Source organism: Nocardia sp. CA-107356, assembly GCF_050946365.1.
Lineage (GTDB): Bacteria > Actinomycetota > Actinomycetes > Mycobacteriales > Mycobacteriaceae > Nocardia.
In genome coordinates this window covers 4,114,095-4,136,279 of the sequence record NZ_CP191992.1, presented here as the reverse complement: position 1 = coordinate 4,136,279, position 22,185 = coordinate 4,114,095, and the positions used below count along the sequence as shown (strand labels likewise).

The 22,185-nt window shown below is 65.9% G+C and carries 18 protein-coding genes and 1 riboswitch; of the genes, 8 read left to right on the top strand and 10 right to left on the bottom strand.

The window, feature by feature from the left end; genetic code table 11:
* Positions 1-10: 10 nt before the first annotated feature.
* The 7 genes from gcvP to ACQP1G_RS18455 form a co-directional block, all read right to left on the bottom strand.
* Positions 11-2,815 carry an aminomethyl-transferring glycine dehydrogenase gene (gene gcvP, locus ACQP1G_RS18485; RefSeq protein ID WP_433205690.1) on the bottom strand — a complete coding sequence of 935 codons (2,805 nt, stop codon included), beginning with the start codon at positions 2,813-2,815 and terminating at the stop codon, positions 11-13.
* Between the two features lie 173 nt (positions 2,816-2,988).
* A riboswitch (glycine riboswitch) is annotated at positions 2,989-3,089 on the bottom strand.
* Between the two features lie 133 nt (positions 3,090-3,222).
* Entirely contained in the window at positions 3,223-3,786 is a 564-nt protein-coding gene (locus tag ACQP1G_RS18480; RefSeq protein WP_364381510.1) for a MerR family transcriptional regulator, read from the bottom strand.
* A 447-nt stretch (positions 3,787-4,233) separates the two neighbouring features.
* Positions 4,234-4,707 (bottom strand): bifunctional nuclease family protein, encoded by a 474-nt coding sequence (locus tag ACQP1G_RS18475; protein ID WP_040689884.1) that lies wholly within the window; start codon positions 4,705-4,707, stop codon positions 4,234-4,236.
* Positions 4,708-4,867: 160 nt separating this feature from the next.
* A complete protein-coding gene (ftsR, locus tag ACQP1G_RS18470; RefSeq protein WP_433205687.1) occupies positions 4,868-5,704 on the bottom strand; it encodes a transcriptional regulator FtsR in 837 nt (278 codons plus the stop codon).
* A 74-nt stretch (positions 5,705-5,778) separates the two neighbouring features.
* A complete protein-coding gene (odhI, locus tag ACQP1G_RS18465; RefSeq protein WP_330254658.1) occupies positions 5,779-6,264 on the bottom strand; it encodes an oxoglutarate dehydrogenase inhibitor Odhl in 486 nt (161 codons plus the stop codon).
* Between the two features lie 170 nt (positions 6,265-6,434).
* A complete protein-coding gene (gene gcvH, locus ACQP1G_RS18460) occupies positions 6,435-6,833 on the bottom strand; it encodes a glycine cleavage system protein GcvH (protein ID WP_433205684.1) in 399 nt (132 codons plus the stop codon).
* 39 nt (positions 6,834-6,872) lie between these two features.
* On the bottom strand, positions 6,873-7,532 hold the full coding sequence (locus tag ACQP1G_RS18455; RefSeq protein WP_433205681.1) for a CDP-alcohol phosphatidyltransferase family protein: 660 nt from the start codon (positions 7,530-7,532) through the stop codon (positions 6,873-6,875).
* A 176-nt stretch (positions 7,533-7,708) separates the two neighbouring features.
* Between ACQP1G_RS18455 and ACQP1G_RS18450 the strand changes: the two genes are divergently transcribed.
* From ACQP1G_RS18450 to ACQP1G_RS18440, 3 genes are all read left to right on the top strand, one after another.
* The gene (locus ACQP1G_RS18450; protein ID WP_433205678.1) at positions 7,709-9,403 is read left to right on the top strand and encodes a GMC oxidoreductase; all 1,695 of its coding nucleotides are present in this window, start codon (positions 7,709-7,711) and stop codon (positions 9,401-9,403) included.
* A gap of 758 nt (positions 9,404-10,161) precedes the next feature.
* The gene (locus ACQP1G_RS18445) at positions 10,162-11,541 is read left to right on the top strand and encodes a DUF2252 domain-containing protein (protein WP_433205675.1); all 1,380 of its coding nucleotides are present in this window, start codon (positions 10,162-10,164) and stop codon (positions 11,539-11,541) included.
* A 90-nt stretch (positions 11,542-11,631) separates the two neighbouring features.
* Positions 11,632-12,534, top strand: coding sequence for a nuclease-related domain-containing protein (locus tag ACQP1G_RS18440; RefSeq protein ID WP_433205672.1), 903 nt, complete (start codon positions 11,632-11,634; stop codon positions 12,532-12,534).
* Here the strand turns inward: ACQP1G_RS18440 and ACQP1G_RS18435 are convergent.
* On the bottom strand, positions 12,519-12,749 hold the full coding sequence (locus tag ACQP1G_RS18435) for a LuxR C-terminal-related transcriptional regulator (RefSeq protein ID WP_433205669.1): 231 nt from the start codon (positions 12,747-12,749) through the stop codon (positions 12,519-12,521). The two genes, ACQP1G_RS18440 and ACQP1G_RS18435, sit on opposite strands and share 16 nt — an antisense overlap.
* Before the next feature lie 73 nt (positions 12,750-12,822).
* Here ACQP1G_RS18435 and ACQP1G_RS18430 point away from each other — a divergent pair, with 73 nt between their 5' ends.
* On the top strand, positions 12,823-13,491 hold the full coding sequence (locus ACQP1G_RS18430) for a phosphatase PAP2 family protein (RefSeq protein WP_433205666.1): 669 nt from the start codon (positions 12,823-12,825) through the stop codon (positions 13,489-13,491).
* A gap of 130 nt (positions 13,492-13,621) precedes the next feature.
* On the opposite strand, the gene ACQP1G_RS18425 is transcribed toward ACQP1G_RS18430, so the two are convergent.
* Positions 13,622-15,574 carry an acyl-CoA dehydrogenase family protein gene (locus ACQP1G_RS18425; RefSeq protein WP_433205662.1) on the bottom strand — a complete coding sequence of 651 codons (1,953 nt, stop codon included), beginning with the start codon at positions 15,572-15,574 and terminating at the stop codon, positions 13,622-13,624.
* A gap of 243 nt (positions 15,575-15,817) precedes the next feature.
* Between ACQP1G_RS18425 and ACQP1G_RS18420 the strand changes: the two genes are divergently transcribed.
* From ACQP1G_RS18420 to ACQP1G_RS18405, 4 genes are all read left to right on the top strand, one after another.
* On the top strand, positions 15,818-16,453 hold the full coding sequence (locus tag ACQP1G_RS18420; RefSeq protein WP_433205659.1) for a TetR family transcriptional regulator: 636 nt from the start codon (positions 15,818-15,820) through the stop codon (positions 16,451-16,453).
* On the top strand, positions 16,453-17,385 hold the full coding sequence (locus ACQP1G_RS18415) for an ABC transporter ATP-binding protein (RefSeq protein ID WP_433205656.1): 933 nt from the start codon (positions 16,453-16,455) through the stop codon (positions 17,383-17,385). Before ACQP1G_RS18420 ends, ACQP1G_RS18415 begins: the two co-directional genes overlap by 1 nt.
* Positions 17,382-19,019: an ABC transporter permease gene (locus ACQP1G_RS18410; protein ID WP_433205653.1), complete on the top strand. Its 1,638-nt coding sequence runs from the start codon at positions 17,382-17,384 to the stop codon at positions 19,017-19,019. The genes ACQP1G_RS18415 and ACQP1G_RS18410 overlap by 4 nt, the downstream gene beginning before the upstream one ends.
* A gap of 192 nt (positions 19,020-19,211) precedes the next feature.
* Positions 19,212-21,128 (top strand): vWA domain-containing protein, encoded by a 1,917-nt coding sequence (locus tag ACQP1G_RS18405; RefSeq protein ID WP_433205650.1) that lies wholly within the window; start codon positions 19,212-19,214, stop codon positions 21,126-21,128.
* Between the two features lie 55 nt (positions 21,129-21,183).
* On the opposite strand, the gene ACQP1G_RS18400 is transcribed toward ACQP1G_RS18405, so the two are convergent.
* Positions 21,184-22,038: a TIGR03619 family F420-dependent LLM class oxidoreductase gene (locus tag ACQP1G_RS18400; protein ID WP_433205647.1), complete on the bottom strand. Its 855-nt coding sequence runs from the start codon at positions 22,036-22,038 to the stop codon at positions 21,184-21,186.
* Between the last annotated feature and the right edge of the window lie 147 nt (positions 22,039-22,185).

The following is a 22,185-nucleotide window of genomic DNA, read 5'->3' as shown; positions in this document are numbered from 1 at the left end:
TCGGTAGCCGTCAGTACGCGTCGAGCGGCGGGCAGGAGCAGACCAGATTGCGGTCACCGTAGGCGCCGTCGATGCGCCGCACGGCGGGCCATACCTTGGCCCGGTCGGCAGCCAATCCCTGCGGGTACACCGCGATCTCGCGGCTGTACGGATGGTCCCACTCCCCGACCAGACAGGCCGCAGTATGCGGCGCGCCACGCAGCGGGTTGTCCTCCACCGGCCATACGCCCGCGGCGACCTGGTCGATCTCGGCCCGGATCGCGATCATCGCGAGGATGAATTCGTCGAGCTCCGCGAGGTTTTCGCTCTCGGTGGGCTCCACCATCAGCGTGCCAGCGACCGGGAAGCTCATGGTCGGTGCGTGGAATCCATAGTCCGCCAGGCGCTTTGCCACATCATCGACGGTGACACCGGTCTGCTTGGTGATATCGCGCAGGTCGAGGATGCACTCGTGTGCGACCATCGAATTCTCGCCGGTGTAGAGCACCGGGAAGTGCTCGTTCACCCGTCGGGCGATGTAGTTCGCCGACGCGATGGCGGTCAGGGTTGCCTTGCGCAGACCATCCGCACCCATCATCCGGATGTAGGCCCAGGTGATCGGCAGAATCGAGGCCGAACCGTAGCGGGCCGCCGACACCGCGTGCGAATCCGACTCCAGTGGATCCCCCGGCAGGTACTCGGCCAGATGCGAACGAACCGCGACCGGCCCGACACCGGGACCGCCGCCGCCGTGCGGAATACAGAAGGTCTTGTGCAGATTCAGATGGCTGACGTCACCACCGAAGCGACCGGGACGGGCGAGGCCGACGAGCGCGTTCAGGTTCGCACCGTCGACGTACACCTGGCCACCGGCGTCGTGCACCAGCGCGCACAGTTCGGCGACCTCGTGCTCGTATACGCCGTGCGTCGACGGGTAGGTGATCATGATGCAGGCCAGCCGCTCCGCGTGATCGGCGATCTTGGCGCGCAGATCGTCCAGATCCACGTCACCGTTCGCGCGGCACTTCACGACCTCCACCCGCATACCGGCCATGGTCGCCGAGGCGGCGTTGGTGCCGTGCGCGCTGGAGGGAATGAGGCAGGTATCGCGGTGCGCGTCACCACGATCGAGGTGGTAGCGGCGGATCGCCACCAACCCGGCGTATTCGCCCTGGCTGCCCGCATTCGGCTGCAGGCTCACCGAGTCGTAGCCGGTGATCGCCGACAGCCAGTTCTCCAGATCGGTGATCACCTTCAGCAAGCCTGGCGCATCCTCGACCGGCGCGTACGGATGTACGCGGGCGAAGCCGGGCCAGGTGATGGCCTCCATCTCCGCGGTCGCGTTGAGCTTCATGGTGCAGGAGCCCAGCGGAATCATGCTGCGGTCGAGGGCGATGTCCTTATCGGACAACCGCCGCAGGTAGCGCAGCATCGCGGTTTCGGTGTGGTAGCTGGTGAATGCCGGATGGGTCAGGAATTCCGACGTGCGGGTCTCGATGGAGAACGCCGTCGCAGGCGCGCTCAGCTCAGAAGACAGTGCGGTGCCGAAGGATTCGAGCACGGCGGCGACATGCGTCTCGGTCGTCGCCTCGTCACAGGCGACACCGACGTGATCCGCGTCGACTAACCGCAGATTGATACCGCTCGACTTCGCCTTCGCCACAACGGCTTCCGCACCGCCGGGCACCCGCACCAGCAGCGTATCGAAGTAATTGTCGTGCACGACCGCACCATCGAGTCCGGCCGCGATGGCCGCCGTCCGCCGGTGCACGCGCCGGGCGATCTCACGCAGCCCGTCGGGTCCGTGGTAGCTCGCGTACATCGCGGCCACAATCGCCAAGAGCACCTGTGCCGTACAGATATTGGAGGTCGCCTTTTCGCGGCGAATATGTTGCTCGCGGGTCTGCAATGCGAGTCGGTACGCCTTGGTGCCATCGGCGTCCACGGAGACGCCGACGAGTCGCCCGGGCAACTGACGCGCATGCCCGGCATGCACCGACAGATATCCGGCGTGCGGACCACCGAAGCCCATCGGCACACCGAAACGCTGTGTGGTGCCGAAGCATACGTCCGCACCCTGCTCACCCGGCGGCGTGATCAGCGTCAGCGCAAGCAGATCCGCGCCGACCGCGACCAACGCGCCCCGCTCGTGCGCCGCCTCGATCATCGGCCGCCAGTCGACGATCCGGCCCGACGCACCCGGAACCTGGACCAGCACACCGAAGTACTCACCATCGGGCAGTTCGCCGCTGGACAGGTCCGCCTCGACGATCTCGATTCCCAGCGGCTCGGCCCGAGTGTGGAGCACGGTCTTGGTCTGTGGGAACAGATCGTCGGAGATCAGCAGCCGCGCGGACTTGGACTTGCCCGCCCGACGCAGCAGCGTCATCGCCTCGGCAGCGGCGGTGGCCTCGTCCAGCATGGATGCGTTGGCCACCTCCATCCCCGTCAGATCCGACACCATCGTCTGGAAGTTGAGCAGTGCCTCGAGTCGCCCCTGGCTGATCTCGGGCTGGTAGGGCGTATAGGCGGTGTACCAGGCCGGATTCTCCAGCAGGCTGCGCACCAGCACCGGCGGGGTCAACGTGTCGTAGTAACCGAGCCCGATCATCGAGGTGGCGACGGTATTCGAATGGGCGAGCGCGGCCAGTTCGTCGAGCACCTCGTGCTCGGTCGCGGCGGGCGGCAGCACCTCGAGTCCGGAGCCGTCCAAAATACTCGCGGGCAGTGCCGCGGTGGCGAGCTCGTCCAGCGAGCCGACGCCGACGACGTCCAGAATCCGGGCGAGTTCGTCCCGGTCGGGTCCGATGTGGCGGTCGGCGAATGATCGAGTCACGACAGGCTCCCAAGGTCGGGCGGGGTCGACCAACGACGGTCGACGGATACCGGCCCTCCCCCTCTGTCGTGGAGCCTGAGAGATTCGGATGTCACGACGCAGTTGCCGGGACCCCTTTCCCCATGGGCGGGCAATCTCCGCGTTGTGCGGAATCACCACTTTCCAGAGACGTCGAAGCCCGTACGGTCCCTTTTGCCTGAGAGATTGACGGGGAGGTGCTGCTCCTTCGGCGCCCGAACTCTTGTGAAGCTCGGAACTCTCCCGCACGGCGGCGACGCACCGCTAGTTTATGCCGCGCGCGCAACGAATGACGCCACCGGACCCCGGATGGGTGTGTAGCCCTCATCACTCCGGCACAGATGACGAGTGCCCGCCGCCACAGCGACGGGCACTCGTCGAGTCGATCCCTAGCCGGTCTTCCGATTCATCCGGGCCTTACGACGGAAGGACAGTTCGTCCTCCGGCCGCTCGCTGGCGCTGCCGCTCACGGCACGCTCGGCCGGGAAGTTGGCGATGGCTCCGGTCAGTTCCCGCATGGCGCCGCTGACCGCGATTCCGAAGACGCCCTGCCCACCCTGCAGTAAATCGACTACCTCCTCGGGCGAGGTGCACTCGTACACCGAGGTGCCGTCGGAGAACAGCGTGATGCCCGCTAGATCCTGAACGCCGCGGCTGCGCAGATGGTCGACGGCGATGCGGATGTTCTGCAGCGAGATGCCCGCGTCCAATAGTCGCTTCACGATCTTCAGGACCAGAATGTCCTTGAACGAATACAGCCGCTGACTGCCCGAGCCCGCTGCCCCACGGATGGACGGAACGACTAGTCCAGTGCGCGCCCAGTAGTCGAGCTGCCGGTAGGTGATCCCGGCCACCTGGCATGCGCTGGGGACGCGGTAGCCCACCAAGTCATCGGGCACCGAATCATCCGGGAACAGGCCTGGCTGTACCACATCCTGCGATTGCTCTGCCACTGACCACTCCCTTGCTTCGCCGACGCTAGCCTCATCAATGACCCGGCTCCGTCACGACCAACGACCGGCCATAACGGACGTGGTCCAACTATCGAGATTACTCCCCTTGATTCTCTCGGGAGCGCCATCATCCGACCAAACGCGACGCGCGGTAGAACTCTCGACCTCTACTTCACCCCTAGAAAAAAGTCCGCCACCGCACCCAGTTCCACAGCGACACACGCGGATTGACCACTACCGCGGGCGATCACACGGGCCAAGGGACGAACAGCCGTGTGCCGTGACAGATTCCTGAGGTGCGACGGCGACATGTCGCGAACCCGCCCTGCCCAACCCCGATGGAGACCTGGTTCGACCCATGGCGATCTGCCGCACAGTCGATATGGCGCACCCGCCGATCTGCCCTCCCGGCCGACCCGGAAGGTGCACCGACCAACGGCAGCGGGCTCAGCTGTCGGTGGCCTTGAAGTCATCCGGGGAGACCGACTCGAGGAACTCCTTGAACTTCTCCACTTCGTCCTCGCGCTCGTCCGGCATGACCAGCCCGGCCTCCTCGAGCACCGGTTCCTCGGCATAGATCGGGCAACCCACGCGCAAGGCGATCGCTACCGAATCCGATGGCCGGGCCGAGATCCGCAGGTCGTTCTCGAAGACCAGATCCGCGTAGAAGGTGCCCTCCTGCAGATCGACGATCCGCACTTCCTTGAGGGTGTGCCCGAGGTCGGCGATCAGGATCTTGATCAGATCGTGGGTCAGCGGACGGATCGGGGTCACCCCCTCTTGTTCCAGCACAATCGCGGTCGCCTCGGCCTGCCCGATCCAGATCGGCAAGTACCTGTCCCCCGACGCCTCGCGGAGCAACAGCACGGGCTGGTTCTGTGGCTGCTCGACACGAATGCCGATTACGCGCATCTCACTCATCGCACTGCCTCCCAATGACTCGCCGGCCGCCCGGCATGACCGCTGCAGAGCTCGCCGTACCACGAGTCTAAGCGAACCTCGACGCGCACAGCATTCCGTGTGCACAGCCGAAATCGGCGTGTTGTCCGTCTGGAACGCAAAGCGGAACCCGCTGGAAATCTCAGCCGCCGAGCGACGACCGAACCGACGCCTTCACCAGACAGGTGTGCAGCGTCAGCGACAGTGCCGCGAGTTCGCGCACCGTCTCCTCCGCGCGGGCGCGCGCGCCGGCGTCGCGGCTCTTGGCGATCGGGGCCGCGATCTGCGCCACCAGCGCCGCCTCACGGTCCGCGGCCAGCTTGAAGGCGCGCAAATGCCGTGCCTCCAGGCCGAATTCGGCCATCGCCTTGGCGGTCTTGGCCAGAGTCACCGCGTCCGCATCGAAGAAACCCGCGGCGCCCGGCGTGATCAGATTGGCCCGGATCAGATCGGCGAGGAACTTCTCGTCGATCTCGGCCTGGGCGAGCAGATCCGCGCGGGTGAGCCGGATTTCGTGATCGAATCGCAGCTCGTCGGGCGAGATCTCACCGGGTACGACACCCAGTTTGCGCGGCGCCGCGGTGCGGGCCGCGCTGTGCGCCGCAGGTGTTGCGGTGGGCACGGAGTCCGGCGAGGTATGCCCGGACTCCGGCGCACCGTTGCGGCCGGAGTGCGCCCGGGCGCGGGCTTCCCGCACACCGAGCGTCGCCGCACCGCTGTCGATCGCTTCGAGCTGTTCCTTGATCACCTTCAAGGGCAGGTACTGATCGCGCTGTGCGGTCAGGACGAACCTGAGCCGTTCACAGTCCGCGATCGAGAACCTGCGATAACCCGACGGTGTGCGCTCGGGTCTGATCAGCCCCTCGGCCTCGAGGAAGCGGATCTTCGAAATGGTGATGTCCGGAAAGTCCGGCCGCAGCAGGTCCAGCACGGAGCCGATCGACATGCCTCCGCGAGCCCACTGCGCCGCGCCCGTCATAGCACCGAGTCTTTCATGACACAGCGTTCTTTCCTGTCAACACCGCCGACACGTGCAAATCCGTGCCGCAGGCGTCACAGGCTGCCCGCACCCGCCGATGGCTCGTTCACCTGTGCCCGCGGTCCGGTGAGGAACACGAGGCGGAACTTGCCGATCTGTACCTCGTCACCGTTCTGCAACTCCGAGGAGTCCACCGGCTCCCGGTTGACGTAGGTGCCGTTGAGGCTGCCCACATCGACCACCTGGAAGGAATCGTCGTCCTGCCGGAACTCGGCGTGCCGACGGCTGACGGTGACGTCGTCGAGAAAGATGTCACTGTCGGGATGGCGGCCCGCCGACGTGGTCGGCTGATCGAGCAGGAACCGCGAGCCCGCGTTCGGGCCACGCTTGACGACCAAGAGGGCTGCACCAACAGGCAGACCCTCGACCCCTTGGACCGGCTGTTCGCCGGTCGCCTCAGCGGAGCGCGACGCGTCGACCTCGTTCAGGAAATCCGCGCGGAAGACCGACGTCGTCTCGGCCGCGGTCTCCCCGTAACCCGGGTCTTTGTTCTCGCTCACCGTTTCTCTCCTCCTCGAACCTGATTATCCATGCAAGCAGGTGCTGCCTTCACCGCCACGACCTGGGGATCCTGGCGCTAGAACACCGGCTGCCAAGCACCGGCACATCTGTTGGCATTGACCGTACCCTGCCAGGGCGTACCCGTGCAGGTAGAACCGGGAAGGCTTGGTCAGCCCCCGATAACTCCTTGGTAACCCGCAGCATCCAGCAGTTCACCGAGCGCCGCATCCGTGCTGGCCTCATCGCTCAATTCGAGCTCGAAGATCCACCCCGCGCCGTAGGGATCGGTATTCAGCGTTTCCGGCGTCGAGCTCAGATCATCGTTCACCGCAACGACTTTCGCGGCCAGCGGGGCGTAGATATCGGACACGCTCTTGGTCGACTCCACCTCGGCGATACTGTCCGCGGCGGCCACGTCCTTGTCAACGTCGGGCAGTTGCACGAACACAACGTCACCGAGTTGAGACTGGGCGTAGTCGGTGATGCCCACCCGAACCCGGGTCGGGCCGACCCGCTGCACCCATTCGTGCTCTTCGGTGTAGCGCAGATCCTCGGGGGTCTGGGTCACAGGCGTCCTTTCGTCGTCGACTCGACGCAACTCTAATCGCTACTCACTGTGGTGCGGCACAGCCGGTATCGCTCGCGCGACGGCGAAAGCCTTCCAGATGTAGAGCACGCCGGTCCACGCATACACCGCCGTACCCCAGACCAGGAATGCCCCACCGAAGGCACGGCCGAAACCTGCCAGCGCCCAATCCATCTGACCGGCCAGCAGCCACGGCAGCGCGGACATCAGTGCGAAAGTGGCAGCTTTGCCCAGGTAGATGACCTCCGGCGGGTCCAGATCGCGGCGTTTGTACACCGAAAGAGTCAGCGCGAGGATGGCGTCGCGGCCGATCAGGATCACCGCGACCCACCAGGGCAGCAGCCCGCGGATCACGAATGCGGCCAGCGTGGTGATCAGGTACAGCCGATCCACGAACGGGTCGAGCAGCGCACCCAGCCGCGACGACTGGTCGAGCAGCCGGGCCAGCTTGCCGTCCAGGAAGTCGGTCACGCCGCTGGCCACCAACAGCGCGAACGCCCAGCCGTCGGCCCGCACCACCAGCAGCAACCACAGGAACAGCGGAACGCCCGCCAGTCGCAGCACGCTCAGGGCATTCGGGACGGTGAAGATGCGGTCGTCGAAGATACCGCCTACGGCCGGGTCGCCCGTGCCGGAGTCGGCGCGTTCGCCCGGATCCGTTTTCCCCGATTCGGTTGTCACAAGCCCGTGCATACCGCACAGACCCCGGTTCACGCCATCCGGGCACGCCGGTTGCGATCACTTTCGCGCACCGGCACGCTGTGCCTTACACCGCACACCCGTCGGTGACAGAATGAGTGTGAAACCATCTCATACAGTTGGTGACCAACTTGCCGCACGGCTCAGAGAGGGAGACCATGTCCGCATTCGACTACGACGTGGTAGTGATCGGCTCCGGATTCGGCGGCAGTGTGAGCGCGCTGCGCCTCACCGAGAAGGGCTATCGGGTCGGGGTACTCGAGGCGGGCCGCCGCTGGAACGCCGAGGATATTCCGAAGACGAATTGGAATGTGCGCAAATCGATTTGGGCCCCACGCCTCGGTTTGACCGGACCGCAGCGGATCAGCGTCCTCGGCAAGTGCGCGGTCTTCTCCGGCGCCGGCGTCGGCGGTGGTTCGCTCATCTACGGCAATACCCTCTACGAGCCGCTGCCGAACTTCTACACCGATAGGCAGTGGGCCCATATCACCGACTGGAAGGCCGAACTGGCGCCGTACTACGACCAGGCCCAGCGCATGCTGGGGGTGGCGCCCAATCCACGGATGACACCGGCCGACGAGGTGATCAAGGCGATCGCCGAGGATCTCGGTGTCGGCGATACCTTCCACCCCACGAACGTCGGCGTGTTCTTCAACGAGGCCGATCCCGGCACCGAAGTCGAGGATCCGTACTTCGGCGGCGCCGGCCCGCGGCGGCGCGGCTGTGTGCACTGTGCGCAGTGTTTCACCGGCTGCCCGAACAATGCGAAGAACACCACCACGACGAACTACCTGTACCTGGCCGAAAAGGCCGGGGCCGAGGTGCATCCGCTGACCACCGCGACCGCCGTGCGGCCGCTGTCCGGCGGTGGCTACGCGGTCGAGACCGAGCGCTCGGATCGCTGGATCCGCAAGCAGCGCAAGACCTTTACCGCCGAGCAGGTGGTATTCGCCGGTGCGGCGCTCGGCACCCAGAAGCTCCTGCACAAGATGCGCGATGAGGCCGTGCTGCCGGATCTGTCACCGCGCCTCGGTGAACTGACCCGCAGCAACTCCGAGGCGATCCTCAATGTGGTGAGCCGCTCGCGCAGCGATTTCGCGGAGGGCATCGCAATCACCTCCTCCATCCATCCGGAGGCCGATACCCATATCGAGGTATGCCATTACGGCAAGGGGCAGAACGCACTGTTCCCGATGTCGGTGCCGATCGTGGACGGCGGGGCGTTCCGATTCCTGCGCTTCCTGCTGGCCATCGTTGTGCACCCACTGGTGTTCCTGCGCAGCCTCAACGCACACCAGGCCTCGGAGAAGTCGGTGATCCTGCTGGTCATGCAGTCGCTGGACAATTCGCTGACCTCCTACCGCAGGCGCGGGCAGTTGAAAACCAGACAGGGCACCGGGGAACCGAATCCGACCTGGATTCCGCTGGCACACGATATCGGCCGCCGATTCGGCGCCAAGGTGAACGGCGATACCCACGGCCTGATCATGGACGTGCTGAATATCCCGGCCACCGCGCATTACATCGGCGGCTGCGTGATCGGCGAGGGGCCGGAGGCCGGTGTGGTGGATCCGTATCAGCGGGTATTCGGATATCCCGGTTTGCATGTCGCGGACGGTTCTGCGGTCACGGCGAACCTCGGAGTCAATCCGTCGCTGACCATCACCGCACAGGCCGAGCGCGCAATGGCGTTCTGGCCCAACAAGAACGAGGCCGATCCGCGCCCCGAACTTGGCTCGGCGTATCAGCGGATCTCACCGGTCACCCCGAAGCATCCGACCGTACCCGGATCGGCCACCGGCGCCCTGCGGCTGCCGATCACCCCGGTCGATCCCCCCGTCCCCGCGACCTGACCGTGTCGGGCGTGCTGAAGCGCAAGGACACCAACGCCGCTCGACAACAAAGAAGCGAGTCCAACGAGCGAGGAGTTCGCGGCCCGTCTCACGTCCCAGCCGTCGAAACGCCTGCGCCACAGGCATGAGTCTCGACCACTGGACCGGCGCACATCCAGTGCCGAACGATCCGCACACTGGCGACCACCCGGAGCGAGGCTTACGAGCGACCCGTTCGCGGCCCATCTCACGTCCGAGTCATAGAAGCGCATGCGCCACAGGCACCAGTCTCGACCACTGGGCCAGCACACACACCCAGTGCCGAACGATCCGCACACCAGCAACCACCACGGAGCGAAGTCTTACGAGCGAGAAGTTCGCGGCCCACCTCACGTCCCAGCCGTCGAAACGCCTGCGCCACAGGCACGAGTCCCGACCACTGGACCAGCACACACCCAGTGCCGAACGATCCGCACACCAGCAACCACCACGGAGCGAAGTCTTACGAGCGAGAAGTTCGCGGCCCACCTCACGTCCCAGCCGTCGAAACGCCTGCGCCACAGGCACGAGTCCCGACCACTGGACCAGCACACACCCAGTGCCGAACGATCCGCACACCGGCAACCACCACGGAGCGAGTCTTACGAGCGACCGTTCGCGGCCCGTCTCGCGTCCGAGTCGTCGAAGCGATGCGCCGAAGGCGCGAGTCTCGACGGCTCGGACGCGAGACCAAGGGGGCCGCGAACCCGCCGCGCCGAAGGCGCGGCAAAATAAACACAGTGTTTGATCTTCGCTCCTACATCCCGGCCGAGGAGGTGCGCGCCCGCGGTCGCGCAGTGCGGCAGCGGGTTCCGGTCACCGCGCGGGACCGGGCGGTGACCTCCGCCGAGCGACCGGATGTGCTGGAATTCATCGCCGCGAGCAATGCTGGCCGGTTGCCGCATCTGGTGCCGCTGCGGGTGGGCCGGATGGTCGCGTCGCCGTTCACCTTCTATCGCGGGGCGGCTGGTCTGATGGCCGCCGATCTCGCGGGTAGCCCGGACAGCGGGCTGTCCGCTCAACTGTGCGGTGATGCGCACGCCGCCAATTTCGGCCTGTACGGCACGCCGCGCGGCGAAATCGTCATGGACATCAATGATTTCGACGAAACCATTGTCGGTCCGTGGGAGTGGGATCTGGAGCGGCTGGCCGCCAGCCTGGTACTGGCGGGCCGCGAAGGTGGTGCGGCGGAAGATGATTGCGTGCGAGCCGCCCATGATGCCGCGCGGTCCTATCGGCTCGCCATCGACCATCTCGCCGACCAATCGTTCATGCAATCCTGGACCGCGCTGCCCGATGAGTCGATCCTGACTCGGGCCAGGGCCGATGATCTGCTCGACGACTTCAAGAAGGCCGCGAAGAAGGCCCGCAAGAACACCAGCGCCAAAGTGGTCGAGAAATGGACCGAACATCTCGAGGATCACGAGACCGGGATCAGCAAGCACCGATTCGTCACCGACCCACCGATTCTCACGCCCGTCGATGCCGAGGTCGCCGAGGAGATCATCGATGGGCTCGAACGCTACGGCGACACTCTGCGCGAGTCCCGACGCAATCTGCTGGCCCGATTCGCGGTGTCCGACATCGCCTTTCGCATTGTCGGCACCGGCAGTGTCGGTCTGCACAGCTATGTCGCCCTGCTGCACGGTAACGACGGCGAGGCACTGGTGTTGCAGCTCAAGCAGGCCAATCCTTCCGCTTTGCGACCGTTCCTGCCGGAACCGCCGCCGCGGCACGAGGGGGAACGAATCGTGCAGGGCGCCAGGCTGGTTCAGTCGGAGACCGATATCCTGCTCGGGTGGACCACGCTACGCTTCGAGACCGGTGCGCTGCCGTTCACAGTGCGACAATTCCGGAATATGAAGGGCAGTATCGATCCGACGGAGCTGTCATCGGCGGATCTCGACGATTACGGCAGGTTGGCCGGTGCGCTGCTGGCCCGCGCGCATTCGCGCTCCCTCGATCCGCGTCTGCTGGCCGGGTACCTCGACGGCGATGCGGCTTTCGAGGACGCCGTCGCGCGTTTCGCGGTCCGCTATGCCGATCGGACCGAGGCGGACCATGCCGCATTGGCCGAGGCGGTGCGGGCTGGAAAGATCGACGTGGAACATCCGCAGTGACACGCCGCCGCTGGTCGCAGGCGCGGCGAACCGGGCCGTGTTGTCCGTATTCTTGCCACCATCGAGTGATGACGTGAAGGGCGGTCGCGAATGCTCGTGCGAGTACAGAACCCGGCAGGCACCAATGCCGAGCGGGCGCTGATCGACTGGCTGCGCACCTGGAAGGATCCGGCCAGCCCGCACGGCGTCGCCACGGTCAATTGCAGTCTGTTCCACAACGATCGGCTGCACCAGTTCGACGCCGTGGTGTGGACCCCTACCAGTTGTGTGGTGATCGAGGCCGAGGCGCTGGTGGCGCGCCAGGACGGCGTGCTGGAGGTACCCCTCAGCGGTCCGTGGACGATCTCCGGCGAGCCCATTGCCACGGAGAACCGCGATCGCCGCACCCCGCTGGACAAATCGCGCGAACACACACTCGCACTGCAGAACTGGCTGGCCGCACGCGGCCTCGGCCAACGCGCGGTACACGGTGTCGCGCTGATCGTCGCGTTGCGCGGCGCCGAACTGTCGGTGAAGCAGGAGTGGAGCGATCCGAGTTTCGATGTGATCCTCGGCACCGAACCCGACCGGCTGCGACACTATTTCGAGACGCTGGCCGAATCCGAGAAGAACATCCACCTGTGGACCGCCAACGACGTTGCGGTCGCCTTCCGCAGTCTCGGCATCCTGCCGTATCTGCCCGCTCCGCAGGATCTGGTCAACGAAGGTTTCCTCGGCCCGATCGATATCACCCTGTGGCACGGTGGCCCGCAGCAGGCGCAGGCGGAGGCCTATGCCGAGGAGCTCGCGCGGGCCGAAAAGGACGCCGACGCACCGGCCGTGGTCATCGAAGCGCCTTGGTACAGCCCGTGGAAGCTGTACCCGCGGCAAGCGGGCGATATGGATCTCGGGCGGGCGTTCATGCGCATCGCCCTGGCCGCGGGCATGCTCATCACCTTCGCATGGGTGATCTGGTTCGTGGTCACCGCGGTCTTCACCTACGGGCCGGGCTGAAGTCGACCCGGTCCGACGGGCGTCGGCTGCTCCTCGATCGGCTGTGCGTCGGATCCGCGTTCGACCACCAGTGCGACGTGTAGTCGCGCGGGGCAGTCCAGTTCGAGCATCACCTGACGGGCATGGTTGACCACGGTCCATTGCGAGATCCGCAGCTGCGTCGCGATCATCCGATTCGTCATACCGGTCGCGACCAGCACCGCGATTTCGCGCATTCCCGGGCGGGGGACCTGATTGCGTGAGCCCGCGGCCGGTGGCGTCGGTTCGACGGTGCCCTATCGTCGAGCGGTGATCGCGGAACGGGAGGTAGTCGGGTGGCTCGGCCGGGTCCGAGCGAACCTCGTCGCGCTGTGCGTGGTGCTCGTCGGCGTCGGCATCGTGGTCGCGCTGCCGTTCAGCTTTCCCGGCGGCGGTGGTTCCACCGATCTCGATCGCGCTCTGGCCCAGCCGATCCACTCGGAGATGGACGACCGGCCCGGTATCTACGAGGCACTGGTGATTCCGAGCAATGGCTACATCCTGATCCCGCTACTGCTCGCGGCCGCCGCTTGGTTCGGCTATCAGAGGCACTGGCGGCGTGCCGTGGCGATGGTGGTGCTTCCCGAGGTCGTAGTCGGGATCAACACCTGGGTGCTCAAACCGCTGTGGGACCGACCGCTACACGGCTATCTCGCTTATCCGAGCGGACACACAGTTCATCTGGTCGCCATTGCCACTGCGTTCGTGCTGCTGACCGGCTCGACTCGAGCACGGGTCAGCGCGGTCGTGATCGCCACCGTCGCCCTGCTCTGTGCCGCTGTCGGCATGGTCGGACTCGGCTACCACCTGCCCACCGATATCCTCGGCGGCTCAGCCGCGGCGATCGCGCTGGTCACCGCGTGCTGGCGACCGGTCGACCGCTTTCTCGAGCCGGCCGGACGAATTCGCCCGGCCGCTCGCATCCGCCCCCAGTGCTGATTGCGGTGTACCACACCGACGGGGTGTCGATGCGGGTCTGCCACACGTCAGGGGAATGAGCGCTGGTCACCCGTTGATTGCCGCCCGGCAGCCGGGGAAGTTGCCGTAGCGGATGGTGGTGGTCGACCTGCTATACGGTCGCGCGGATGGTCGTCCGATCGAAGACACTGGCATCGTCCAGCAGCGCCGCCCGCAACATGCTCTCCGGCACACCCATACCCTCGACCAGCGTGAGCGCGTCCGGGCGCAGCCGGTCGACGAGTTCGTTGACGCCACGGCGTACCGCCTTGGCGCGTTCCACCGACATGAACCGGTGCATGATGAACCAGGCCTGATTCTCCTCGAGCATCGAATAGACGTACAGGTCGCAGACGGTTTCCGCGAGTTCGCGCGCCGCGGGATCCTCGATGCCCGCGATGCCTTCGATGAACTCTTCGAGAATCAGCCGATCGATATGTGCGCTGCCCGCGGCGAGGATATGGTCCTGCGCATTGTTGAACGCCTCGAACGGCGTGGTGTCCTCGGCCCGGGCGCGCAGGCGATATCCCGCGGTGCGAACGAGATAGTCCTCGCGATCGGCGAACAGCTGCAGCTGCACCGAGCGGCGGGACAGGTCGCCGTCGTCGACGGTGTCATCGCCGCGGTCGCGCAGCGTTTGGATCAGTTGGCGCACACCGGAACGCTTGCGCACCACATCACCGGCCATCGTCGCGGCGAAGCGCACCCAGCCGAGCGCGTCCAGATCGCGGATCTCATCGGAGTAGGCGGTGAGCAGTTCCTTGGCCACCAGCTGGGTGAGCACGACATTGTCGCCCTCGAAGGTGGTGAACACATCGGTGTCGGCCTTGAGCGTGACCAGGCGGTTCTCGGTGAGATAGCCGGCGCCGCCACAGGCTTCGCGGCATTCCTGGATGGCGCGGGTCGCGAACCCGGTCTGTGCGGCCTTCAGCCCGGCGGCCCGCTTCTCCAAGGCGCGCTGCGCGCCGGGATCGAGATCCTGACCGGTCTGCACCAGATGCATCCGGCGGACCAGATCGTTCTGCGCGAAGGCGAATGCGTACGACCGGGCGATCAACGGCAGCAGCCGCCGCTGATGACTGCGGTAGTCCAGCAGCAAGGTCTCCTGACCGCTGTCCGGATCGGAGAACTGGCGGCGCTTCAACGCGTACCGCGTGGCAATGCTCAACGCGACCCGCGCACCGGCCGCCGCCGCGCCACCGACGCTGACCCGCCCACGCACCAAGGTGCCGAGTGTGGTGAAGAAGCGGCGGCTCGGATTCTCGATATCGGAGCTGTAGGTGCCGTCGGGTGCGACATCGGCGTAGCGGTTGAGCAGGTTCTCGCGAGGAATGCGGACCTGATCGAAGATGATGCGTCCATTGTCGACGCCGAGCAGGCCACCTTTGAGGCCGTCGTCGTAGGTGGTCACGCCCGGCAGATCGGCGCCGTGCCGATCCCGGATCGGCACCAGGAAGCAGTGCACGCCCTGGCTCGTCCCCTGTGTGATCAGCTGCGCGAAAACCGCTGCCATCCTGGCATGTTCGGCCGCGCCGCCGATGTAGTCCTTACGTGCCGACGGCGTCGGCGAATGCACGACGAACTCCTGGGTCGCCGGATCATAGGTGGCCGTTGTCTCCAGATTCGCGACATCGCTGCCGTGCCCGGATTCCGTCATGGCGAAGCAGCCGAGCAGATCCAGTGATATCAGCCGCTCGACCACATCCCGATGCCGCTCGGTCCCCAAATTCTCCACGGCACCGCCGAACAGCCCCCACTGCACACCGGATTTCACCCACAGCGACAGGTCCGCATAGGCCAGCATTTCCAGCCCGACCACGGCCCCGCCCGGATCCGCCGTACCCCCGTTCTCGCGCCGGAAGCCGCGCTCCGCGTAGCTCATCGAGGCGATTGCCCGCATCTGCTCGAGCACCCGCGCCCGTGCCGCGTGGTAGTCGAGATAGGGGTCGCCGGAAAATTGGTCGTCGGCCAGCTGCACTCGGGCTTCGGCGCGAACCGCGCGCCACGGGCCGTCGAGTGCATCGCGCAGGTGGTCCGATGTCGAGGGATTCTCGGTGTCAGCCATGGCACCGACACTAGCGTTTCACCAACGTCCGGCGAGCAGCCCGTGTCGGGGGCATACCATCGGCACTGTCACCGTCGGTTACCGTCCCCACGGCCCTGACCAGCGGATTCGACTGCGAAAGAAATCGTGCCACAACATCTTCGCCGAACTCTTGCTTTGTGATTGAACGAGTGTTTAATATACTAAACATGTGTTCAACCAGAGAGCCGTATCGCAAGGATCCGCCGAAGTAGGAGGCGACGCATGACGTCGACCACGAACTCCGACCTCAGCACCGCGGCCCGGATTCGCGATGCTGCGATCGAGGTGTTCGGTGAGCATGGATTCCAGGTCGGAGTTCGCGCGATCGCGGCGGCGGCCGGAGTTTCCCCCGGTTTGGTCAACCATCACTTCGGCTCCAAGGACGGTCTGCGGGCCGCCTGCGACGAGCGGGTGCTGCTACTGATCCGGGAACAGAAGTGGAAGACCGCCACCGATACCGATGTCGCCAAAGGGATGCTCGCCTCGATGGCCGAGATCGAAGCATATGGCCCGCTCGTCGCCTACATGGTGCGCAGCCTCCAATCGGGCGGGCCGATGGCCGAATCTCTCCTCGAGCACCTGATCACCGATGCCGAGGGGTACATCCAGGCAGGCGTCGACGCGGGCACCATCAAGCCGAGCCGCAATCCGGCGGCCCGCGCCAGATATCTGACAACAGTCAATGTCGGCGCGACCGTCATGTATTTCACGCTGCTACAGCAGCGTGGGGAAAAGATCGACTACGGCAAGGTCGTTCGGGAGATGACCGAGGAGTTCGCCTTCGCCGCCGTAGAGCTCTATACCCAGGGATTTCTCACAGACCCAACGATTTTGGACACACTCACCAAGGAGACCTGATGTCCGACATCATCGAAGTTCGCGATCTGCACAAGAACTTCGGCCACGTCGCCGCCCTCGATGGGCTCGATCTCACGGTTCGCGATGGCGAAATCCATGGCTTCCTCGGCCCCAACGGGGCGGGCAAGTCGACCACCATCCGTACCCTGCTAGGGATCCTGCGCGCCAGCTCCGGCGAAGCCCGGCTGCTCGGCCGCGACCCGTGGACCGATGCGGTCGCACTGCATCGTGAACTCGCTTACGTACCAGGCGATGTCACGCTGTGGCCGTCACTGTCCGGTGGTGAGACCATCGACCTGCTCGCCAGGATGCGCGGTGAAATCAACCAGCAGCGTCGCGCCGAACTGATCGAGCGGTTCGACCTGGATCCGCGCAAGAAGGCCCGCACCTACTCGAAGGGCAACCGGCAGAAGGTCGCATTGATCTCCGCGCTCGCCTCCGATGTTCGTCTGCTGCTGCTCGACGAACCGACCTCGGGCCTGGATCCGTTGATGGAGCAGGTCTTTCGTGAATGCGTCGAAGAGGCCAACCAGCGCGGCACCACCGTGCTGCTCTCCAGCCATATCCTCTCCGAGGTGGAGGTGCTGTGCGACCGGGTGACCATCATCCGGGCCGGGCGCACCGTGGAAAGCGGATCGCTCGCGGATATGCGGCATCTGTCGCGCACCTCCATTACCGCCGAATTGCTCGGCGACCCGGGTGATCTCAACCGAGTCCCCGGCGTCGAGGACATAGAACTCGACGGTTCGACGCTGCGCTGCCAGGTGGACGGCGAACATCTCGGCGAGTTGATCCGGATCCTCGGCGATACCGGGGTGCGCAGCCTCACCAGTGCACCGCCGACGCTGGAGGAGCTGTTCATGCGGCACTACCACGTCGACGGCGCGTCGTCGGCGCAGGCGACCACGACCATGGAGAAGGTGGGATCATGACAACCGCAACCGTGGGGGGCAGGCATTACGCCGCGCCCGCCATGCGTGGATCGGCCGACTTCGCCGGTACGGTGCAATTGCTTCGCCTGTTCCTGCGTCGCGATCGAATCGTGTTGCCGCTGTGGGTATTTGCCTTCGGACTGCTGCCCGCCGCCTATGTCGGCAGCGCCAAGGCCGTCTACACCACGCAGGCCGACCTCGATCACGCCGCGAAGTCGGTCATGGAAAGCCCGGCGCTCGTGGCCATGTACGGGCCGGTCTTCAGCACCGACCTCGGCTCCGTCGGGCTGTGGAAGGCCGGGCCGTTCTACGCGATGATCGCGATCGCGACGATCCTCACCGTCATCCGGCACACTCGGGTCGAGGAGGAGACCGGTCGCGCGGAGTTGGTCGGCGCCACCAGTATCGGCCGCTACGCCGGACTGACCGCCACCATGATCATGACAGCGACCGGCTGTCTGATCGTCACCCTTCTGAGCGCCTTGGCGCTGTACGGCAGTGATCTGCCCGGTGGCGGTTCGCTCGCCTACAGTGCGACGCTCGGCTGCTCCGGTCTCGTCTGGGCCGGGGTCGCCGCCGTCGCGGCACAGGTGAGCGTGGGTGCGCGGGTCGCGCGCGGGGTGGCATTCGGTGCACTCGGCACGGCCTTCGCGCTACGCGCGGTCGGCGATGCGGGAAATGGTGTGCTGTCGTGGTTTTCGCCGCTGGGCTGGTGTATCAATATGCGGCCGTACGCGGATGAGCGCTGGTGGGTGCTGATCCCGCTGCTCACCGTCGCTCTTGTGACCACGGTCGCCGCGTATGCGCTTCTGCGGCACCGTGATACCGGATCGGGCCTGCTCGCCGAGCGGCCGGGCGCACCGGCCGCGGCTCCCGCGCTTTCCGGTCCAGCGGGACTGGCCTGGCGGCTGCAGCGCGGCTCGCTGCTGGCCTGGTCCATCGGCTTCCTGCTCTACGGATCGCTGATGGGCGGCGCTATCAACAGCGTCGGCGATATGCTCGAGAACAGCAAGGCCGTCCGCGATGTGATCACCCGGATGGGCGGCACGGATGTGCTGCAGAATTCCTTCATCACCTTCGCCCTCAGTATGCTGGCCATCGCGGCGTCGGCCTACTCCATCTCGGCCGTGCTGCGGCTGCACGAGGAGGAGTCGAGCCAACGCGCCGAGGCCACCCTCGCCGGATCGGTGAGCCGAGCACGCTATGCGCTGAGCCACATCGGCATCGCACTGCTCGGCCCCGCGGTGCTGCTGTTCATCGCGGGCGCGGCCGTCGGCATCATCTACGGAATATCGGACGGTGATGTCGCGGGCAAGCTCGGCGACTGCCTCGGCGCGGCAGCGGTACAAGTGCCCGCCGTATGGGTACTCACCGGCATCACCGTCGCGATCTACGGTCTCGCACCCCGCTTTACCCCGGTCGCCTGGGGCGTACTCAGCGCGATGATCGCCATCTTCGTCATCGGCTCGCTCGACGGACTGCCACAGTGGGCCAACGACCTGGTCCCCTTCGTGCATCCGCCGAAGGTCCCCGGCTCGTCCTTCGAAGCCACCCCGATCCTGTGGCTGACCGGGATCGCGGTCGCGCTGCTCGGGGTCGGGATCGTGGCCTTCCGCCGCCGCGACCTGCGCTGACCATCGATAACACCATCGCCCCGTCACGAGTTGCCGCTCGTGACGGGGCGTTCCATGTACTGCCCCGTACCTGCGCCTCGACCAGCCCGTGCAGGCGACCGGCTATGTCGGTGAACGTTCAGCAATGGGAACACCAGCAATCGATGGGTAACGTCTGCTTCGTTTATCAAAGCGAATCAAGCAGATGAGGCAATGTCGAGATTCACCCAACGCATTACCCGACTGACCGCGGCGGCCGCGGCGGGGTTGATCGGACTCTCCGTGGCCGCGTTCCCCGCACAAGCGCAACCGAGTCCGGATTCCCCGCAATATGCGCCGACCATGCTCATCCTGGATGCCTCCGGCTCTATGCAGCGACCGGATCCGGCGGGCACCATGATGGACGCCGCCAAGAATGCCGTCCGTTCGTTCGTCGGCACCGCACCCGCCGAATCCACAGTGGGACTGACCGTTTACGGCACGGGTACCGGAAACAGCGAGGCGGAAAAGACATCCGGCTGCCGTGACGTCCAGATCCTGCACAAACCCGATACCCTGGATCGCGGCGCGCTCACCAGCGCCGTCGACGGAATCAAAGCCAGCGGCTGGACTCCCATGGGCACCGCATTGCGACAAGCGGCCGAGAGCCTGCCGAAATCCGGACCACGCTCCATCGTGCTGGTCTCCGACGGCGACGACACCTGCTCCCCGCCCGATCCCTGTGCGGTGGCACGGGAATTGAAGCAGCAGGGGCTCGATCTCGTGGTGCACGCCATCGGTTTCGCGGTCGACGCCAAGGCCCGCGCTCAACTCACCTGCATGGCGCAGGCGACCGGCGGCACGTACAGCGACGCCGCCGACGGCCCGGCACTCGAACGGACCCTGCCGCGCGTGAGCTCCGCCGCACTGCGCAACTACAAGGCGGTCGGTACCCCGATCACGGGCACCGGAAAGTACGACACCGCTCCGGTTGCCACTCCCGGTCAGTATTTGGACACCCTCGGTCAGAAGGAAAGGCGCTACTGGGCAGTTGATGTCCCGGCCGGAGCGACCGCGTACTTCAGCGGCACCCTGTCCTTCCCGCGCCTGCCCGATATCTCCTCCACCGAGGATATGAACACACTGCAACTGCGCGTATACGACGCCGACGGCCAGGACTGCAATGCCTTCGAATCCGAGCAGGCGACCAGCTCCAGCGACGGCGTCGCACTCACGGTGGCCAAGGCGTTCGACGGCGCGACCAAGCAACGCACCGGCGGCAGCTCCGAAAAGTGCAAGGGCGGCGGCCGCTACTTTTTCCAGCTGACCTGGGACAGAGTGTCCGCCGGTGTGCCGGAACGACTTCCGATCGAGCTGCTGGTCGGCATCGAACCCGCGGTGACCGATGCCGGTCCGGTCGCGGTCGCGCCGGTTGCGGCTTTCACCGAGCCGAGCGGAGCGGGCACCGCTGTCTCCGGCGGCCCGTCCTTCACAGCGGCCAGCACCCTGCCCGGCAGCGGCCGCTACACCGACACCATCCGGCAGGGTGAGTTCGTGTTCTATCGGGTGAAGCTGGATTGGGGCCAAGGTTTGGCGTATCGAGTCCACTACGGCGGCAACGGCCGGCACGGCATCGACAACATCTCCAATGTCCGCACCACCCTCTACAACCCGATCCGCGAGGCGATCGACTCGGACTTCTCCTCCTACACCGGCAGCGACACCGTGCTACCGACGAACAAGGCGATGGCCACCGTGCCGATTCGGTACAACAACCGCAAATCCGATGCGCTCGATCCCGAGGCGGTGGCGGGCTGGTACTACATCGCGGTGAAACTCGGCTCGAACTTCACTGAGAAGGGCGACAACCAGCCGGTTTCAGTGCAGTTGGATCTCACCGTGACCGGCGCCACGGAGAGCGGCCCGACGTACGCGACCACCGTCGGCGACGGCGTTTTCGGCGAGAACTCCACCGGCGCGAAGACGCCGACCAGCCGCACACCCGGCTCAGCGGCCGCGGCAGGGGAATCGACAGCGTCCGAATCGAATTCGTCGACGGGCACGATCGTGATCGCCCTACTCGGCGTCGCGGTCATCGGCGCGGCCGGTGTGCTCATCGGACTCCTCGTCGCGCGGTGGCGACGCGGCTAGTGCTGTGCGAAAGCCCGCTGACACCGTGGTATCAGCGGGCTTTTCGGCTCCGCGCTCAGCCCGCCGCTTCGATGCCGAGCTTTCCGGCCAGGCGAGCCAGGTAGGCGCGCACATCCTGCGCATCGCGATCCGGCAGACCGAAAACCGCCTCGGTAACGCCCAATTCGGCCCACTGCGCGAGCTGCGCCGCATCGTGGCGTCCGGCCAGTGCGATGATCTCGGGGCTGCCCTCGCGCTCGTGCTCGCGCCAAACCCGGTGCAGCAGTTCGATTTTCTCGCCGAGCCCGTCCTCGGTGGGTGTGGTGAGCCAGCCGTCGGCGTTCTTGGCCAGCCAGGTGAAGGACTGCTCGGTCCCGGCCGCGCCGAGGATCACCGGAATCCGTTTCTGCACCGGTTTGGGCCAGGACCAGCTCGGTCCGAAGTTCACGAACTGCCCCGCGAAGCTGGCCTCCTCGTCGGACCACAGGGCGCGCATGGCGTCGAGGTGTTCACGCAGGACCGTCCTGCGCTTATTCGCCGGGACCCCGTGATGCGCCATCTCGTCGGTGTTCCAACCGAATCCGACACCGAGGCTGACCCGGCCGCCGGACAGATGATCCAGGGAGGCCAGGGTTTTGGCGAGGGTGATCGGATGGTGTTCGGCGGGCAGTGCGACCGCGGTGGACAGCGTGATCCGACTGGTGACGGCCGCGGCGGTGGCCAGCGCGACCCAGGGATCCAGCGTGCGCAGGTAGCGGTCGTCGGGCAGGCTCGCATCCCCGGTCCGCGGATGCGCTGCCGCCCTGACCACCGGGATGTGCGTATGTTCCGGCACGTAGAAGGCGTCGAATCCGGCCTGCTCGGCGGCCGCGGCCGCATCGGCGGGCGTGATGCCCCGGTCACTGGTGAACAACACAATTCCGTACCGCACCGTACCCGCTCCCATTCGCTCGCGACTGCTTCCCGGCCGCTCGAAGAACCAGCAAATTAGAACAAGTTCTACCACTTTTGCTGGATCCGATAAAGTGTCCGGACAACCGTCTAGCCATCGACATGCTCGCCGACCACCGAAGATGCG